The organism is Micrococcus sp. LASM2_SD2 (assembly GCF_057364565.1).
The window spans coordinates 1-16,789 of sequence record NZ_JBNFOB010000022.1 but is presented as its reverse complement, the minus strand read 5'-3'; the positions used below and the strand labels follow the sequence as shown (position 1 = coordinate 16,789).

General features: G+C 71.4%; 10 protein-coding genes and 2 pseudogenes. 9 read left to right on the top strand and 3 right to left on the bottom strand.

Annotated elements, in window-relative coordinates; translation table 11 throughout:
* The 3 genes and pseudogenes from AC2W7A_RS02650 to AC2W7A_RS02640 all read left to right on the top strand — a co-directional run.
* Positions 1-600, top strand: a pseudogene (locus AC2W7A_RS02650) (hypothetical protein); the annotation flags it as partial.
* A complete protein-coding gene (locus AC2W7A_RS02645; protein WP_485989980.1) occupies positions 597-1,403 on the top strand; it encodes a putative hydro-lyase in 807 nt (268 codons plus the stop codon). The pseudogene AC2W7A_RS02650 and the gene AC2W7A_RS02645, both read left to right, overlap by 4 nt.
* A gap of 237 nt (positions 1,404-1,640) precedes the next feature.
* Positions 1,641-2,894: a TerC family protein gene (locus AC2W7A_RS02640; protein ID WP_485989979.1), complete on the top strand. Its 1,254-nt coding sequence runs from the start codon at positions 1,641-1,643 to the stop codon at positions 2,892-2,894.
* A gap of 83 nt (positions 2,895-2,977) precedes the next feature.
* Here the strand turns inward: AC2W7A_RS02640 and AC2W7A_RS02635 are convergent, their stop codons facing one another.
* Both AC2W7A_RS02635 and AC2W7A_RS02630 read right to left on the bottom strand, forming a co-directional pair.
* Entirely contained in the window at positions 2,978-4,126 is a 1,149-nt protein-coding gene (locus AC2W7A_RS02635) for an alpha/beta fold hydrolase (RefSeq protein ID WP_485989982.1), read from the bottom strand.
* Positions 4,127-4,488: 362 nt separating this feature from the next.
* Complete coding sequence (locus AC2W7A_RS02630) at positions 4,489-7,116, bottom strand: DEAD/DEAH box helicase (RefSeq protein ID WP_485989978.1); 2,628 nt, start codon at positions 7,114-7,116, stop codon at positions 4,489-4,491.
* Positions 7,117-7,159: 43 nt separating this feature from the next.
* Here AC2W7A_RS02630 and AC2W7A_RS02625 point away from each other — a divergent pair, with 43 nt between their 5' ends.
* Together AC2W7A_RS02625 and AC2W7A_RS02620 are read left to right on the top strand one after the other, a co-directional pair.
* Complete coding sequence (locus tag AC2W7A_RS02625; RefSeq protein ID WP_485989977.1) at positions 7,160-8,029, top strand: methyltransferase domain-containing protein; 870 nt, start codon at positions 7,160-7,162, stop codon at positions 8,027-8,029.
* Positions 8,030-8,066: 37 nt separating this feature from the next.
* Positions 8,067-9,128 (top strand): acyltransferase family protein, encoded by a 1,062-nt coding sequence (locus tag AC2W7A_RS02620; protein WP_485989976.1) that lies wholly within the window; start codon positions 8,067-8,069, stop codon positions 9,126-9,128.
* 73 nt (positions 9,129-9,201) lie between these two features.
* On the opposite strand, the gene AC2W7A_RS02615 is transcribed toward AC2W7A_RS02620, so the two are convergent.
* Positions 9,202-9,882, bottom strand: a complete 681-nt coding sequence (locus AC2W7A_RS02615; protein ID WP_485989975.1) for an MBL fold metallo-hydrolase — start codon at positions 9,880-9,882, stop codon at positions 9,202-9,204.
* Positions 9,883-9,941: 59 nt separating this feature from the next.
* On the opposite strand from AC2W7A_RS02615, the gene uvrA reads away from it, so the two are divergent.
* The 4 genes and pseudogenes from uvrA to rapZ all read left to right on the top strand — a co-directional run bounded on the left by uvrA (position 9,942) and on the right by rapZ (position 16,716).
* Positions 9,942-12,953 (top strand): excinuclease ABC subunit UvrA, encoded by a 3,012-nt coding sequence (gene uvrA / locus AC2W7A_RS02610; protein WP_485989974.1) that lies wholly within the window; start codon positions 9,942-9,944, stop codon positions 12,951-12,953.
* A gap of 200 nt (positions 12,954-13,153) precedes the next feature.
* Positions 13,154-13,829, top strand: a pseudogene (locus AC2W7A_RS02605) (lysophospholipid acyltransferase family protein).
* Positions 13,822-15,774 carry an excinuclease ABC subunit UvrC gene (gene uvrC, locus AC2W7A_RS02600; RefSeq protein ID WP_485989973.1) on the top strand — a complete coding sequence of 651 codons (1,953 nt, stop codon included), beginning with the start codon at positions 13,822-13,824 and terminating at the stop codon, positions 15,772-15,774. The pseudogene AC2W7A_RS02605 and the gene uvrC overlap by 8 nt, the downstream one beginning before the upstream one ends.
* Positions 15,775-15,840: 66 nt before the next feature.
* Entirely contained in the window at positions 15,841-16,716 is an 876-nt protein-coding gene (gene rapZ, locus AC2W7A_RS02595) for an RNase adapter RapZ (protein ID WP_485989981.1), read from the top strand.
* Positions 16,717-16,789 lie beyond the last annotated feature (73 nt).

Here is a 16,789-nt window from a genome sequence, read left to right as displayed (position 1 = left end):
CGCCCCGTGGGGCCTCCCCCGGTGCTGGTGGCGGTCGTCCTGGCCGTCGCCGCGATCGAGTTCGCCGCCTTCGGCGCGCATCGGGGCACGCTCCAGCCGACCTGGCTCGTGGTGCTCGGCGCCGTGGCCTTCCTGGTGGAGCCGGCCAACCGCATCACCCGGGACGTGCTCGTGCTCGCGGGCAGGCCCTCCGAGCCGGACCCTGCCGGCAGCGAACCGGCGGTCCAGCCGGCCGCCGCCGCGAACGGCGGACAGGACGCGGCGGCGGACGCTGCTCCGGACGCCCCGGCGGGGGAGGAGGATGCGCACGACTCCGCAGGCTCCGACCACGGCTCAGGTCTGAAGGGCGGGCGGTACATCGGCCCGGTGGAGCGCATCCTCATGGCCGGACTCGGCATGGCGGGCGCCTACCAGGTGGTCGCCGCGCTCATGGCCGCCAAGGGCATCGTCCGCTTCCCCGAGATCTCCGCGGACGCCGGCAAGGGCTCCCATGCGGAGGAGTTCCTCGTCGGCTCCCTGACCAGCTGGGGCCTGGCCTTCGTCGCCGCCGTGATCGTCACCGGAGCCCTGCCCGTCCCCCTGATGGAGTTCGCACCATGACCGACACCCCGCATACCGACATCCCGCAGCCCGCCTCCGCCGCCCCCGCCGAGCACCGGGCCCGGTTCCGGGCCGGTCTGGTCCGTCCCACCTCGGGGCTCGCGCCGGGGCGCACCCAGGCCAACATGATCGTCCTGCCCCGGGACTGGGCCTATGACATGCTCCTGTTCGCCCAGCGCAACCCGGAGCCGATGCCCCTGCTGGACGTCACCGACCCGGGGGAGACGACCACGCGCTGGGCACCGGGAGCCGACCTGCGCACAGACCTGCCGCTCTATCGGATCTGGAAGGACGGCGAGCTGGCGGAGGAGGTGCCGGACGCCTCGGAGCACTGGCGTCAGGACGCCGTCGCGTTCCTCATCGGCTGCAGCTTCGGGTTCGAGTCGGCTCTGCAGGCCGCCGGTGTGCCGGTGCGGAACATCGACCAGGGGCGCAATGTCGCGATGTATCGGACGAACCGTCCGCTGCGCCCCGGCCGGCGCATGCAGGGCGAGCTCGTGGTGTCCATGCGGCCGATGCCGCCGCACCTGGTGGCCCGCGCCGCCGTCGTGTCCGCCGGCGTCCCCCTGGCCCATGGCGAGCCGGTCCACGTCGGTGACCCCGCCGGGCTCGGCATCGCGGACCTGCAGGCTCCGGACTACGGCGACACCACGAAGCTCGAGCCGGGGGACGTCCCGGTGTTCTGGCCCTGCGGCGTCACCCCGCAGCGGGCCCTGGAGGTGTCCCGTCCCCCGTGGGCGATCACCCATGCGCCCGGGCACATGTTCCTTACCGACCAGCCGGACGGCCGCCGGCCGGTGTGAGGTCCGTCCCGTCCTGTGGACCTGACCGCCGCAGCGCAGGCGCTTTCGCTACACTGGTCCGCGTCGTAGGGGAGTATCCCGAACACTGCGGACGTCAGCACGCGACCGGGACGTGTGGCCACCAGGGCCATCCGTCGCCGGGAGCCGGACGCAGCGGCCTGAGAGCGCCATGGAGCGCCGGGCGGAGAGACTTGCGGTCGTTTCCACCTGTCCTGGAGCTGAAAGGCACCGAAGATCATGGAGATCAACGGATTGACGTGGGGGCTGACGATCGCACTGATCGTCGGCCTGCTCGCGTTCGACTACTTCGCCCACGTGCGCAAGGCGCACACCCCCACCATCAAGGAGGCGGCGATCTGGTCGGCGATCTACATCGCCGCCGCGCTGGCCTTCGGCCTCGTGTTCTTCGCCTTCGGCGACTCGCAGCACGCGGTCGAGTACTACACCGGCTACATCCTGGAGAAGGCGCTCAGCGTCGACAACCTCTTCGTGTTCCTGGTGATCATGGCGTCCTTCAAGGTGCCGCGCGACTACCAGCAGAAGGTGCTGCTGTTCGGCATCACCTTCGCCCTGATCTCGCGCACCGCGTTCATCCTGCTCGGCGCCGCGATCATCGAGCTGTGGTCGGACGTGTTCTACATCTTCGGCATCTTCCTGCTCTTCGTGGCCGGTTCCCAGCTGAAGGGCGAGCTGACCGGGGACGACGCCGAGGACGAGGCGGACAACATCATGGTCCGCCTGGCCAAGAGGTTCCTCCCGGCCTCCGAGACGTACCACGAGGACAAGCTCTTCTCCGTCGAGAACGGCAGGAAGGTCATGACCCCGATGCTGCTGGTCATGGTGGCCATCGGTGCGACCGACATCCTGTTCGCCTTCGACTCGATCCCGGCGATCTTCGGCGTGACCCAGGAGGCGTACATCGTCTTCACCGCCACCGCGTTCTCCCTGATGGGCCTGCGCCAGCTGTACTTCCTCATCGACGGTCTGCTGGACCGCCTCGTGTACCTGGCCTATGGCCTGTCCGCGATCCTCGGCTTCATCGGCGTCAAGCTCATCCTGCACGCCCTCCACGAGAACAACCTGCCGTTCATCAACGGCGGCGAGAACGTGCCGGTCGCGGAGATCCCGACGACGATGTCCCTGCTCGTCGTCGTCGGCGTCCTGGTCCTGACGGTCGTCGTCTCCCTGTACTCCCCGAAGGGCAAGGCCCTCATCGCGCTGCAGAACGCGGAGAAGTACGCGCACCGCTACTCCAGGCTCCCGGAGGACGCCTCGCAGGAGGACCGCCGCAGGGCCGAGGAGCTCATGGACACCTGGACCGAGAGGGCCGAGCGCGTGGACCAGAAGTGGAAGGACGAGCTGCTGGACCACAAGGACTCGTTCTCCCGGATCATCCGCTCCGCCCACGAGGCCCGGCTGCAGGACTCCTCCGCGCCGGACTCCCGCGGCGTCTCGGAGAAGATCGTCGCCCAGGACGGTCCCTCGGTCTGATCCTGACCGGCTCCGCCGGGCTCCCGACGACGGCCGCCCACCTCGAGGAGGTGGGCGGCCGTCGTCGTGCGCAAGAGTGGGGTTCAGGACTCCTTGGGGGCAGGCGTGCCGCCGGCGAGCTCCAGGAGCTCGCGGAGGATGCGGGGGCCGTCGTCGCCGATGCCGTCGTGGTGGAACTCGCCGTACTCCTTGACCTTCAGGCCCTTGACGGCCGCGGCGGTCTCCAGGGACAGGTCTCGGTCCACGTAGACGTCGTCGGTGTAGACGGCAGCGGCCACGGGCACGGTGTTCGCGGCGAGGGCCTCCACGTCGTAGAGCGGACCCCAGTCGTCCTTCGCGGCGAGGATCTGCGCGGCCTCGGCCAGCGGCGCCAGGTCCGAGTCCTCGGCCACCTGCCAGGCGAACACGTGCTCGCCGGTGGGCACCGGCGCCGTGTGGCCGGCCGCGGTGGCCACGGGGTCGAAGTCCGGGTTCTCGGTGAGCACACGGGCGGCCGACCAGTCCGTGGCGGCCGAGCCGGTGGTCTCGCCGACGGCGTCCGGCTGCGCGTAGATGGCCTCGTGCAGCACCGTGTAGAGCGGGTGGGTGCGGCGCTCGACCATGCCGGCCACCGCGGCACGGAACGCCTCGGACAGGCGCGGGGCGTCCCCGGTGGCGTCCAGGCCCTCGGTGAGCAGGTAGACGAGGGTGTCCACGCGGGTGTTGCCGCCCAGGTGCATGCCGAGCATCTGGGCGCGGGCCACGGTGAGCTCCGTGCCGTCCGGGAGCATCTCCGGCTCGCCGGCGGCGGCGCGGGCGCGCAGGTGGGCCACGATCCGCTCCCATCCGTCCTTCGCCTCCGGCACGCGACCGAAGAAATCCTCGGCCCGGGCCCGCATGCGCGCGTACGTGGCGCGGTAGACGCGGTCGGCGTGGCCGGTGACCGGTGCGAGGCCGCCGGTGACCATGGAGCGTTCGAGTGCCTCCGGATACCAGGAGAGGTAGGACAGGGTGCAGAAGCCGCCGAAGGACTGTCCCAGCGTGGACCAGGTGTCCACGCCGAGGGCCAGGCGGATCATCTCCGCGTCCTTCACGATGTCCGGCGCACGCAGGTGCACCAGGTAGTCGGCCTGCACCTGCGGGGCCAGGGAGGCCAGCGAGGCGACCGTCGCCGGGGTCGAGGCACCGGTGCCGCGCTGGTCCAGCATGAGCACCCGGTGGGTGCGGCACGCCTCCTTCATCCAGCCGCCCAGGCGGGCCGGACGGCTGCCGCCGGAGCCCGGGCCGCCCTGCAGGTAGAGCAGCCACGGCTTGACGGCGTCCTCGGCGGAGTCCGAGGCCCGGAACTCGCGGGCGACGACGGTGAGCGTGCCGGCGCCGCCCGGGGCGGAGGCCGGCGCCGGACTCGTCGTGGGCGCGTGCCTCGGCGAGGGTGTGGGCGTGGTCCACCGGGACGGTGAAGCGGTGCTCCACGGTCACGGTGCCGTCCAGCAGGGCGATCGTCGCGCCCTGCTCGTGGGCGGCGGGCTCCAGCGGGGCGAAGCCGCGCGGGTCGCCGGGCACGAAGGTGTGCTCGGTCATGGTGGGTGCTCCTTTCAGCGGGTCTGCCGGCCGGTCAGCGCGTCTGCCAGCCCGACTCCGGGCGGCCGACGGAGACGACCGTGATCACCGGGCTCGCGGCCTCGTCCGAGGCGTCCAGGTCCACGACGGCGTTGATGCCGTGGTCCAGGTCCCCGTCCCGGTCCACGAGGATCTGGCGGACGCCCCACCAGCGGGTGCCGGCCAGCTCCACCGGGGCGGAGACCTCGGGGGAACGGTCCACCAGGAAGTACTGGGGCCCGCGGGCTTCGGGGCCGTCGTCGATGTCCTCGTGGTCCTCGAAGAAGTCGTCGAGGGCGTCGGCCCAGTCGTCCGCGGACAGGGCGCCGGAGAGGTCGGCGAGCGCCCGGTCCTGCTCGTCGCCGAAGAGGCGGACGCGGTGGAACAGGGCGTTGCGGACCATGACGGTGAAGATCTGCTCGTTGGCGGTCAGGCGCGGCGGGGTCGGCGGGGCGATGGCCTCGTGGTCCCTGCGCAGCTCGTCGATGTCCCCGGCCACGAGGTCCTCCCACTCCTCGAGCAGGGAGGAGTCGGTCTGCTTCACGGTCTCGTCGAGCCAGTCGAGCATGACCTGCAGGTCGTCGGTGCGGGCCTCCTGGGGGACGGTGTGCCGCAGGGCCTTGACGGCGTCAGTGAGGTAGCGCAGCAGCACGCCCTCGGACCGGGCCAGGCCGTAGTACTGCACGTAGTCGCCGAAGCCCATGGCGCGTTCGAACATGTCCCGGACCACGGACTTGGGGGTGAGCTCGAACTCGGCGAGCCACGGGGCGCCGGCCCGGTAGGTCTCGAACTGCTGCTCGAGCAGCTCGGCGAGCGGCATGGGGTGGGTGATCTCGTCCAGGGCGCGCATGCGCTCGGTGTACTCCATGCCCTCGGCCTTCATGGCGGCCACGGCCTCGGTCTTGGCGCGCTTGACCTGACCGGTGAGGACCTGGCGCGGCGGGTCGAGCGTGGCCTCGATGACGGAGACCACGTCCAGGGAGTGGTTCGGGTCGGCCGGGTCCAGCAGCTCCAGGGCGGCCAGGGCGAAGGGGGAGAGCGGCTGGTTCAGGGCGAAGTCCGGCTGCAGGTCCACGGTGAGGTCCACGGTGCGGCCCTCCGCGTCCGGCTCGGGGAGCCGCTCCACCACGCCGGTGGCGAGCAGCTCGCGGAAGATGCCGATGGCGCGGCGCATGAGGATCGCCTGGCGGGCCGGCGTCTCGTGGGTGCCGCGCAGCAGGCGGCGGACGGCGAGGACGGGGTCGCCGGGTCGGTCCAGGATGTTCAGCAGCATCGAGTGGGTGATCCGCATGCGGGAGACCAGCGGTTCGGGCTCGGCCGCCACGAGCTTCTCGAAGGTCGCCGGGCCCCAGGAGACGAAGCCCTGCGGCGGGGTCTTCTTCTTGGACCCCTTCATGGACTGCTTCATGCGCTTGGCGCGCTCGGCCTCGTCCTTGACGTTCGCGAACCTGGCGGCGGCCTTGCGCTCGGCGGCCCGGTTCTCGATCACGTGCTCGGGGGCCTGGACCACCACGGTGCCGGAGGTGTCGAACCCGGCGCGGCCGGCGCGGCCGGCGATCTGGTGGAACTCGCGGGCCTGGAGGATGCGGGTCTTCTCCCCGTCGAACTTGGACAGCGCCGTGATGAGGACGGTGCGGATGGGCACGTTGATGCCCACCCCGAGGGTGTCCGTGCCGCAGATGACCTTGAGCAGGCCGTCCTGGGCGAGCTTCTCCACCAGGCGCCGGTACTTGGGGAGCATGCCGGCGTGGTGCACGCCGATGCCGTTGCGGACCAGGCGGTTGAGGGTCTTGCCGAAGCCCGCGGAGAAGCGGAAGCCGGCGATGCGCGCGGCGATCGCCTCCTTCTCCTCCTTGGAGGCGACGTTCACCGAGGACAGGGAGGTGGCCCGTTCCACGGCGTCCAGCTGGGAGAAGTGCACGATGTACACCGGTGCCTGGTGCGTGGAGACGAGCTCCTCGACCTTCTCCTGCACGGTCTCCTCGGAGTACTCGAAGTGCAGGGGGATGGGCCGCTCGGCGTGGGCGACCACCGCGGTCTCGCGTCCGGTGCGGGAGGTGAGGTCCTCCTCGCGCCGCGTGGTGTCCCCGAGCGTGGCGGACATGAGCAGGAACTGGGCCTGGGGGAGCTCCAGCAGCGGGACCTGCCAGGCCCAGCCGCGCGCGGGGTCGGCGTAGTAGTGGAACTCGTCCATCACGACCGGGCCGATGTCCATGCCGGAGCCCTCGCGCAGGGCGCGGTTGGCGAGGATCTCGGCGGTGCAGCAGATGATCGGGGCGTCCCCGTTGACGGTGGAGTCGCCGGTGACCATGCCGACGTTGTCCGCCCCGAACACGTCCACGAGGGCGAAGAACTTCTCCGAGACCAGCGCCTTGATGGGCGCCGTGTAGTAGGAGACCTGACCGTGGGCCAGGGCATGGGCGTGGGCGCCGAGCGCCACCATCGACTTCCCGGAGCCGGTGGGCGTGGCCAGGATGACGTTGTTCCCCTGCACCAGCTCCATCACGGCCTCCTCCTGGGCCGGGTAGAGCGTGATGCCCCGGCCCGTGGTCCAGTCGGTGAAGGCCGCGAACACCGCGTCGGGCTCGGGGGAGGAGCCGAGGGAGGTCAGGGTGTCTGTGAAGGAGGAAGTCGCGGTGCTCATCGGGATCTACCCTATCGGCGGCGTCTGCGCCTACGGTGGCCCCATGATTGCACCGCACACTTCCGGCGCCTCCGGAGACCCCTTCCGGTGGGACCCCGCCCACTATGAGGCCTTCGCCGGTCACCGGGGCCGGCCCTTCCTGGACCTGACCGCGCGGATCGGTGCCCAGGCGCCGCGGAGGGTGATGGACCTCGGCTGCGGCCCGGGCACCATGACCGCCGTCCTCGCCCGGCGCTGGCCCGAGGCCGAGGTGATCGGCCTGGACTCCTCCCCGGAGATGGTGGCGGCGGCCCGGTCCCGGGAGAACCTGCCGCCCAACCTGCGCTTCGAGACGGTGGACGCCCGCACCTGGGCGCCGGAGCCAGGGACGGACGTGCTGGTGACCAACGCGATGCTCCAGTGGTTACCGGAGCATCGTCGCCTCGTCCGCGGCTGGCTGGCGGACCTTCAGCCCGGAGCCTGGTTCGCCGCGCAGGTCCCGGCTCAGCACGGCAACCCGTCCCACGCCGAGCTGCACCGCCTCGCCGCGGAGGACCCCTTCGCGCCCGTGCTGGCCGGCGAGCGCTCCTCGGACACCGTGGCGCAGCCGGCCGACTACGCCACGGACCTGCTGGCGGCCGGCTGGGAGGCGGACGTATGGGAGAGCACCTATCAGCAGGTGATGCGCGGCCCGGACCCGGTGCCGGCCTTCACCTCCGCCACGGTCATGAAGCCCTTCGTCCATGCCCTGGCCGCGTATGACCGCCGCCACGGCCTGACCGGATCCGACGCCCTGGCACTGGCCTTCGAGTCCGAGTACACCGAGCGGATGCGTGCTGCCTACCCCCGGGTGCCCGGCACCGGTGATGGCGAGGACGCGGCGGTGCTCTTCGGATTCCGCCGGATCTTCCTGGTGGGGCGTCGCCCCGCCTGACCGGCCGCCGCCGGCCACCGCGGCTACCCTGGTGCGCATGCCCACCCCCACCTCGGCGGCCGCGCCGCGCCCCCGTCTGCTCTGGATGGACGTGTACCGCGGCCTCGCCGTGCTGCTGGTCGTCCTGCTGCACGCTCAGACGGCGCTCGTGGACTCGGGGCTGGCCCGCTCGGAGCTGGTGCGAGACGTGAATGCTGCGGTCGGCTCGTTCCGCATGCCGGGACTGCTGCTGGTCTCCGGCATGCTGCTGACCCTCTCCCTGCGCCGCCCGGCCGGTGAGTATCTGGCGGGCAAGGTGCGCCGCATCGCCTGGCCGTGGCTGCTGTGGACCGCGGTGATGCTGCCGTTGTTCGGCTGGGAGGCAGGCCTGGAGCCGACGTGGTGGCTCAACGGCGCCCACACCTGGTTTCTGTCGGTGGTGTTCGTCGGCTACATGCTCGGCCTCGCGCTGAAGCGGGTGCCGCCCGCGGGGATCGCCGTCGTCCTGTTCTCCCTGGCGATCCTCCTGGAGCCGGACGCCGTGGCCGGGGGCCTCCACGAGTGGGCCCTGGTGGCCGAGCGCCTGATGTGGTTCGGCGGCTTCTTCTTCGTCGGAGCGGCGCTGGGCCGGTGGCGCGAGGACCTGCCGCGCATCCCATGGCCGGTCATGGTGCTGCCGGCCGTCGTCACCTGGGACTGGGCGCGGCGGGCGATCGAGGCGGGCCGCTACCCGTCCGAGGAGAGCTGGCCCGTGGTCACGATGTCCGTGATCGGCGTGGTGACCGTCCTCTGGGTGATCGCGCAGATCCCTGAGAATCCCGTGCTGCGCGCGTTCGCCTGGGTGGGGCGGCACTCGATCGTGCTGTTCGTGGTCCACTATCCGGTGATCCGGCTGCTGCGCCGCACCGTGGACCTGCCCGAGGGCATGGCGGGCGTGGCGTTGCTCTTCGCCGCCGGTGCCGGCGCGGCCTGCTGCTGGCCGCGGTCTATCCGCGGGTCAGGTTCCTGTTCGAGTGGCCGCAGCGCCCAGGCGCGTCCCGTCCTTCCCGACGACGGCCGCCCGCCTCCGCCTGAGGCGCCACCGGGGGCGACGACGTCGGACCCGGTCACGAACCGGTGAGACCATGCCCTCTGGGGCAGGCAGAGACGGTGGGTCCTCACCACTCGGCGAAGGCGGGAGGAAGAGCACCCGGTCACCAGCCGCGCTCGGCCCACTCCTCCAGGTGCGGGCGTTCGGCGCCGAGGGTGGTGGAGTCGCCGTGGCCGGGGTGGACGATCGTGTCGTCGTCGTAGACCTCGAAGAGGTGTTCGCGCACGTCGCTGAGAAGGCAGCGGAAGTCGGCGTCGGACCAGGTCTTGCCCACACCGCCGGGGAACAGCGAGTCGCCCACGAAGAGCACGGTCGGCTCGTCCGGGCACGGCTGCAGCACGAGCGCCACGGATCCGGGGGTGTGGCCGCGCAGGCCGATCACGTCCAGCTCGATGCCGTCCACGCCGACGGCGCCCTCGTGCTGGAGGCGATCGGTCACGGTCGTCCCCGTCTCCGATTCGATCTCGTCCGCGTCATCGGCCCCTGCTGCATGGCGGGCCGGGCGCGCGGAGAGCACAGCCGATGTGGCACGGATGTGGTCCCAGTGCCGGTGCGTGGTCACGAGCAGGTCCAGGTGGGCCTCGCACGGCGTGTCCTCGGCGGCGGAGGCGATGAGGGCCTCGATCGCCTCGGCGTCGTCGGCGGCGTCGATGAGGATCTGGGCTCCCGTGGTCTTCGAGGTCAGCAGGAACACGTTGTTCTGCATCTCAGAGACGACGCACGTGCGCACCGTGACGGCGGGCAGGTCGTGCAGGAGTCGGGGAGCGGGGGAGGATGCGGACATGCGCTCGAGTCTACGTGCGGACTGTGTCCGCGGAACAGTGCGGATGTGAGCGGTCCCACATGCGGGCCGCGCCCGGGTTCGCCCCTAGACTGGAGCGCGTGTCGAACACCAGTACGAAGAGCATCGCCCCCACCGGACTCGCCGCAGGCCCCCACGGCCGTCAGGCCGGCACCGCCGACCCGGACCGGATCGTGGTCAAGGGCGCCCGCGAGCACAACCTCAAGGACGTGGACGTCTCGCTGCCGCGGGACTCCATGGTCGTGTTCACCGGACTGTCCGGCTCCGGCAAGTCCTCCCTGGCCTTCGACACGATCTTCGCCGAGGGCCAGCGCCGCTACGTCGAGTCGCTGTCCTCCTACGCCCGCATGTTCCTGGGCCGCGTGGACAAGCCGGCCGTGGACTTCATCGAGGGCCTGTCCCCGGCGGTGTCGATCGACCAGAAGTCGACCAACCGGAACCCGCGCTCGACCGTCGGCACCATCACCGAGATCTACGACTACATGCGCCTGCTGTGGGCCCGCATCGGCGTGCCCCACTGCGCGGACTGCGGCGAGCCCGTGGACCGGCAGACCCCGCAGCAGATCGTGGACCAGCTGCTCGAGCTGCCCGAGCGCACCCGCTTCCAGGTCCTCGCCCCGGTCGTCCGCGGTCGCAAGGGCGAGTTCGTGGACCTGTTCTCCTCGCTGTCCCAGCAGGGCTACGCCCGCGCCGTGGTGGACGGCGAACTCGTGCAGCTCTCCGACCCGCCGACGCTGAAGAAGCAGGTCAAGCACACCATCGCGGTCGTGGTGGACCGCCTCGCCATGAAGGAGGGGATCCGCCAGCGCCTCACCGACTCGGTGGAGACGGCCCTGAAGCTGGCCGACGGCCTGGTGATCGCCGACTTCGTGGACGTCGAGGTTGTCGAAGAGAAGGGCAAGAAGAACACCGGCGAGTTCTCCGGCCGTGGTGCGGACGGCACCCCCCGCTACCGTCCGTTCTCCGAGAAGCTCTCCTGCCCCAACGGGCACGAGCAGAACGTGGACGAGATCGAGCCCCGCTCCTTCTCCTTCAACAACCCCTTCGGCGCCTGCCCGGAGTGCACCGGCATCGGCTCGCGCCTCCAGGTGGACGAGGACCTCGTGGTCCCCAACGACGAGCTCTCGCTGGAGGCCGGGGCCATCGCCCCGTGGTCCCTCGGCAAGTCCACGGCGGAGTACTGGCAGCGCATCCTGGCCGGCGTGGCCAAGGACCTCGGCTTCTCCCTGAAGACCCCGTGGAAGGACCTGCCGGATCAGGCCCGCCATGCGGTGCTGCACGGCAAGGACTTCAAGGTGGAGGTCGCCTTCCGCAACCGCTTCGGGCGCGAACGCCGGTACACCACCGGCTTCGAGGGCGTCATGCCCTACATCGAGCGCAAGCACCTGGAGACCGAGTCCGACTCGGCCCGTGAGCGCTACGAGTCCTACATGCGCCAGATCCCGTGCCCGGCCTGCGGCGGCGCCCGCCTGAACCCGACCGTCCTGAACGTGCTCGTCCAGGACCGGTCCATCGCGGAGGCCACGCGGCTGCCGCTGCGCGACCTGCTGGACTTCTTCGAGTCCCTGGAGCTCACCGACCGCCAGCGCCGCATCGCGGACCAGGTCCTGAAGGAGCTGCTGGCCCGCCTGACGTTCCTGCTGGACGTGGGCCTGGAGTACCTCAACCTGGAGCGCTCCGCCGGCACCCTCTCCGGTGGCGAGGCCCAGCGCATCCGCCTGGCCACCCAGATCGGCTCCGGCCTGGTCGGCGTCCTCTACGTGCTGGACGAGCCGTCCATCGGCCTGCACCAGCGGGACAACCGCCGCCTCATCGAGACCCTGCTGCGGCTGCGGGACCTGGGCAACACCCTGATCGTGGTGGAGCACGACGAGGACACGATCGCCGAGGCCGACTGGATCGTGGACATCGGCCCGAATGCCGGCGAGCGCGGCGGCGAGGTGGTGCACTCCGGCTCCCTGGAGGACCTGAAGGCCAACACCCGCTCCATCACCGGCGACTACCTCGCCGGCCGGCGCAGCATCGCGGTCCCCGAGTCCCGCCGCGAGACGGACCCGGACCGCGTGATCACCGTCCGCGGCGCCCGGGAGAACAACCTGCAGGACGTGGACGTGACCATCCCGCTCGGCGTGCTCACCGCGGTCACCGGCGTCTCCGGCTCCGGCAAGTCCACGCTGATCAACGAGATCCTCTACAAGGTGATGGCCAACCGGCTCAACGGCGCCAAGCAGGTCCCCGGCCGCCACCGCACCGTGGAGGGCCTGGACCACCTGGACAAGGTGGTGCACGTGGACCAGAGCCCCATCGGCCGCACCCCGCGCTCGAACCCGGCCACCTACACCGGCGTGTTCGACGCCATCCGCAAGCTGTTCTCCGAGACCCCGGAGGCGAAGGTCCGCGGCTACCAGCAGGGACGCTTCTCCTTCAACATCAAGGGCGGCCGCTGCGAGGCCTGCTCCGGCGACGGCACCCTGAAGATCGAGATGAACTTCCTGCCGGACGTCTACGTCCCCTGCGAGGTCTGCCACGGCGCCCGGTACAACCGGGAGACCCTCGAGGTCCTCTACAAGGGCAAGAACATCGCCGAGGTCCTGGACATGCCGATCGAGGAGGCCGCCGAGTTCTTCAGCTCCTACACGAAGATCTCGCGCTACCTGAACACCCTCGTGGACGTCGGCCTCGGCTACGTGCGCCTGGGGCAGCCGGCCACCACGCTCTCCGGCGGCGAGGCGCAGCGCGTCAAGCTGGCCGCGGAGCTGCAGCGCCGCTCCAACGGCCGCACCGTCTACGTGCTGGACGAGCCGACCACGGGCCTGCACTTCGAGGACATCCGCCGGCTGCTGCACGTGCTGCAGTCGCTGGTGGACAAGGGCAACACGGTGCTGACCATCGAGCACAACCTGGACGTCATCAAATGCGCCGACCACATCGTGGACCTCGGCCCGGAGGGCGGCTCCGGCGGTGGCAAGGTGGTGGCGGTCGGCACCCCGGAGGAGGTCGCACAGGTGGAGGCCAGCCACACCGGCCGTTTCCTCAAGGAGATGCTCGGCTGACGCCCACCCGGCCCTGACGCCCGCCGGGCCCGACGACGGCACCCCACCGGAACCCCGCCCCCTCACCCGGTCCGACGGTCGCCGACGGCGGCCACGGCCGCCCGGAGGGCGGCGCTGACGTAGCATGGCCGGGACCACCCGAAGGCGGACCCGGCCGTCCGTCGTCGGGACCCATGACGAACGCTGGAAAGGACGGTGCGATGCCCAGGACGTCCGAACCGCTGCGCCGAGGATTCGGCGTGGGCATCAGGGGCCTGTGCCGCCCCACCGTGGAGGGCACGGAGAACGTGCCCGCTCAGGGGCCGTTCATCCTGGCCTCCAATCACCTGTCCTTCCTGGACTCCGTGATCCTGCAGGCGCTGTGCCCGCGGATGGTGCACTTCTTCGCCAAGGCGGAGTACTTCACCGCCTCCGGCCCCAAGGGCAGGGCCATGAAGTGGTTCTTCGAGTCGGTCGGCTCCATCCCCGTGCAGCGGGGGGAGCAGGCGGCGTCCGTGGCCGCCCTGGACTCGCTGGTGGAGCTGCTCGCGGCCGGCAGCGGCGTGGGCATCTATCCGGAGGGCACCCGCTCGCGCGACGGCCGCCTCTACCGCGGCCGCACGGGCGTCGGCTGGCTGACCCTGGCCACCGGGGGCGCCCGTGGTCCCGGTGGGCCTGATCGGCACCGAGCGCCTGCAAGCCCCGGACGAGCGGCTCCCGAGGCCCCACCGGTTCACCGTGCGCTTCGGCGAGCCCCTGCGCTTCGGGCACCCCGGCCCCGCCCACACCCTGCCCGCCCGGCGGGAGGCCACCGCCGCCGTCATGGACGCCATCGGCGGGCTCACCGGCCAGGAGCGGGTGGACGTCTACAACGCCCCGCCCGCGTCCCGTGGCTGACCCGGCCTCCTACCGTCCCGCCGCCGGCGAGATCCCCACCGCCCCGGGCGTCTACCGCTTCCGGGACCGGGACCGCCGGGTGGTCTACGTGGGCAAGGCGAAGAACCTGCGCGCCCGCCTGTCCTCCTACTTCCAGGATCCGGCACGCCTGGCGACGAAGACCCGCACCATGGTCTTCACGGCCGAGGCCGTGGAGTGGACCGTGGTGGGCTCCGAGGTGGAGGCCATCCAGCTCGAGTACTCCTGGATCAAGCAGTACCGGCCGCGGTTCAACATCATGTACCGGGACGACAAGTCCTACCCGTACCTGGCCGTCACCATGGACGAGCAGTTCCCCCGCGTGCAGGTGATGCGCGGGGACAAGCGGCCCGGTGTGAAGTACTTCGGCCCGTTCCACCCGGCGAAGGCGATCCGCGAGACCGTGGACCTGATGCTGCGGGTGTTCCCGGTGCGCACCTGCTCCGCGGGCGTGTTCCGGCGCGCCCGGGCGCAGGACCGCCCGTGCCTGCTGGGGTACATCGGCAAGTGCTCCGCGCCTTGCGTCGGGCGGATCTCGCCGGCGGCGCACCGGGAGCTGGCGCAGGACTTCTGCGACTTCATGGCCGGGGACGCCGGGCGCTTCATCCGCGAGCTGGAGAAGGCCATGGCCGACGCCGTCGCGGAGCTGCGGTACGAGGACGCCGCCCGCCTGCGGGACGACATCGCCGCCCTGAAGCGCGTGTTCGAGCGCAACGCCGTGGTGCTCGCCGAGAACACGGAGGCGGACATCTACGCCTTCCACTCGGACGAGCTCGAGACCGCCGTCCAGGTGTTCCACGTCCGCCAGGGCCGGATCCGCGGCCAGCGCGGCTGGGTCATGGAGCGCGTGGAGGACGTGGACGACGCCGCGATGGTCCAGCAGCTGCTGCAGCAGGTCTACGGCGACGCCGCGGACGAGGGCTCCGTCCCGCACGAGGTCCTCGTGCCCGTGCTGCCGCAGGACGTGGAGGAGACGGGACGGTGGCTCTCCGGCCGGCGGGGTGCGAAGGTCCACATCCGCGTGCCCCGGCGCGGGGACAAGGCCGAGCTCATGGAGACCGTCCGCCAGAACGCGGAGATGGCGCTGGCGTTGCACAAGTCGCGGCGCTCGGGGGACCTCACGGCGCGGTCGGCGGCGCTGAAGGAGCTGCAGGAGGCCCTCGAGCTGGACGAGCCGCTGCTGCGCATCGAGTGCTACGACATCTCCCACTCCCAGGGCACCCACGTGGTCGGCTCGATGGTGGTCGTGGAGGACGGACTGCCCAAGAAGTCGGACTACCGCCGCTTCAACGTCGCCGGCGAGGCCGCCCGGGACGACACCGCGTCGATGCGGGACGTGCTCCGCCGCCGCTTCGCCCGGCTGGCCGCCGAACGGGCCGAGGGCGCCCCGCTCACCGGTCAGGTGGAGGAGGGAGACGACGACGGCGCCCGCCGCTTCTCCTATCCGCCCTCCCTGGTCGTGGTGGACGGAGGTCCGCCGCAGGTGGCCGCCGCCGTGGCCGTGCTGGCGGAGCTGGGTCTGGACGACCTGCCCGTGGTCGGCCTGGCCAAGCGCCTCGAGGAGGTCTGGCTTCCGGACGACGAGTTCCCGCTCGTGCTGCCGCGCTCCTCGCAGGGGCTGTACCTGCTGCAGCGGCTGCGCGACGAGTCGCACCGGTTCGCGATCGCCGGGCACCGGCAGCGCCGGGCCAAGGCGATGACCGCCTCCGCCCTGGACGACGTCCCCGGCCTCGGGCCGGCGAAGCGGACGGCGCTGATCACCCACTTCGGGTCCGTGGCGAAGGTGCGTGCGGCCGGGGTGGACCGGCTGACTGAGGTCGCCGGCGTCGGCCCGAAGCTGGCCGAGGCGATCCACACCGCGCTGAACCCGGGGGAGGCCGCCCGCGGCGACGGGCCCGCACAGGGCACGGATTCCGAGCCCGGATAGAGTGGAGGCATGAGCGAGCAGCCCCACCCCCCGGTCCCGCCCGAGGCGGGCGACCCGCCGCCCGCGATGGCCAAGCCCGAGCATCCCGAGGTCCTCGTCATCACCGGCATGTCCGGCGCCGGCCGCACCACGGCCGCCCACGCGCTCGAGGACCACGGCTGGTACGTGGTGGAGAACCTGCCGCCGCAGCTGCTGCCCACCCTCTCCGCCCTGGTGGCGAAGTCACCCGAGGCCTTCCCGAAGCTGGCGATCGTGGTGGACGTCCGTTCCCGCACGCACTACCCGGACCTGCGGCAGGCCCTGCGGAACCTCGAGAACCACGGGCTCGAGCACCGCATCCTGTTCCTCGAGGCGGACGACGACGTGCTGGTCCGCCGCTTCGAGGCCGGCCGGCGCCCCCATCCGCTGCAGGGCAACGCCTCCCTTCTCGAGGGGATCCGCGCTGAACGGCAGGTGCTCCAGGACCTGCGCTCCCATGCGGACCTCGTGCTGGACACCACCGCCCTCAACGTCCACGGGCTCGCGTCCCAGGTCACCGAGCTGTTCTCCGACGCCGGCCCGCTGCGCCTGCGACTGAACCTGATGAGCTTCGGGTTCAAGTACGGCCTTCCCTCGGACGCAAACTTCGTGGCGGACATGCGCTTCATTCCCAACCCGCACTGGGTGCCGGAGCTGCGTCCCCACACCGGCCGGGACGCGCTGGTCTCCGAGTACGTGCTCGGCCGGGAGGGCGTCATGGACTTCGTGGACACGTACGTCCGGATGCTCGAGCCCGTGTTCGAGGGCTACTTGCGGGAGAACAAGCACTACGCCACGGTGGCCATCGGCTGCACCGGGGGCAAGCACCGCTCCGTGGCGGTCACGGAGGAGCTGGCGCGCCGCCTTCGCACGTTGGAGCGGGTGAGCGTCCAGGTCACCCATCGGGACATGGGGCGCGAATGACCGAGCACCACACCTCGCAGCTGCCCCTGCCCCCGTCGTTCGGCGGCCGCCGCAGGCCCGGCGGCGGGCGCCC

What these genes read in the sequence shown, in the direction of transcription:
- AC2W7A_RS02620 (WP_485989976.1), top strand. Translation starts at nt 8,067, where the DNA reads ATGCCCACCCCCACCTCGGCGGCCGCGCCGCGCCCCCGTCTGCTCTGG.
- uvrA (WP_485989974.1), top strand. Translation starts at nt 9,942, where the DNA reads ATGCGGGCCGCGCCCGGGTTCGCCCCTAGACTGGAGCGCGTGTCGAAC.
- rapZ (WP_485989981.1), top strand. Translation starts at nt 15,841, where the DNA reads ATGGCCAAGCCCGAGCATCCCGAGGTCCTCGTCATCACCGGCATGTCC.
- AC2W7A_RS02615 (WP_485989975.1), bottom strand. Translation starts at nt 9,882, where the DNA reads ATGTCCGCATCCTCCCCCGCTCCCCGACTCCTGCACGACCTGCCCGCC.
- AC2W7A_RS02625 (WP_485989977.1), top strand. Translation starts at nt 7,160, where the DNA reads ATGATTGCACCGCACACTTCCGGCGCCTCCGGAGACCCCTTCCGGTGG.
- AC2W7A_RS02640 (WP_485989979.1), top strand. Translation starts at nt 1,641, where the DNA reads ATGGAGATCAACGGATTGACGTGGGGGCTGACGATCGCACTGATCGTC.
- AC2W7A_RS02630 (WP_485989978.1), bottom strand. Translation starts at nt 7,116, where the DNA reads ATGAGCACCGCGACTTCCTCCTTCACAGACACCCTGACCTCCCTCGGC.
- AC2W7A_RS02645 (WP_485989980.1), top strand. Translation starts at nt 597, where the DNA reads ATGACCGACACCCCGCATACCGACATCCCGCAGCCCGCCTCCGCCGCC.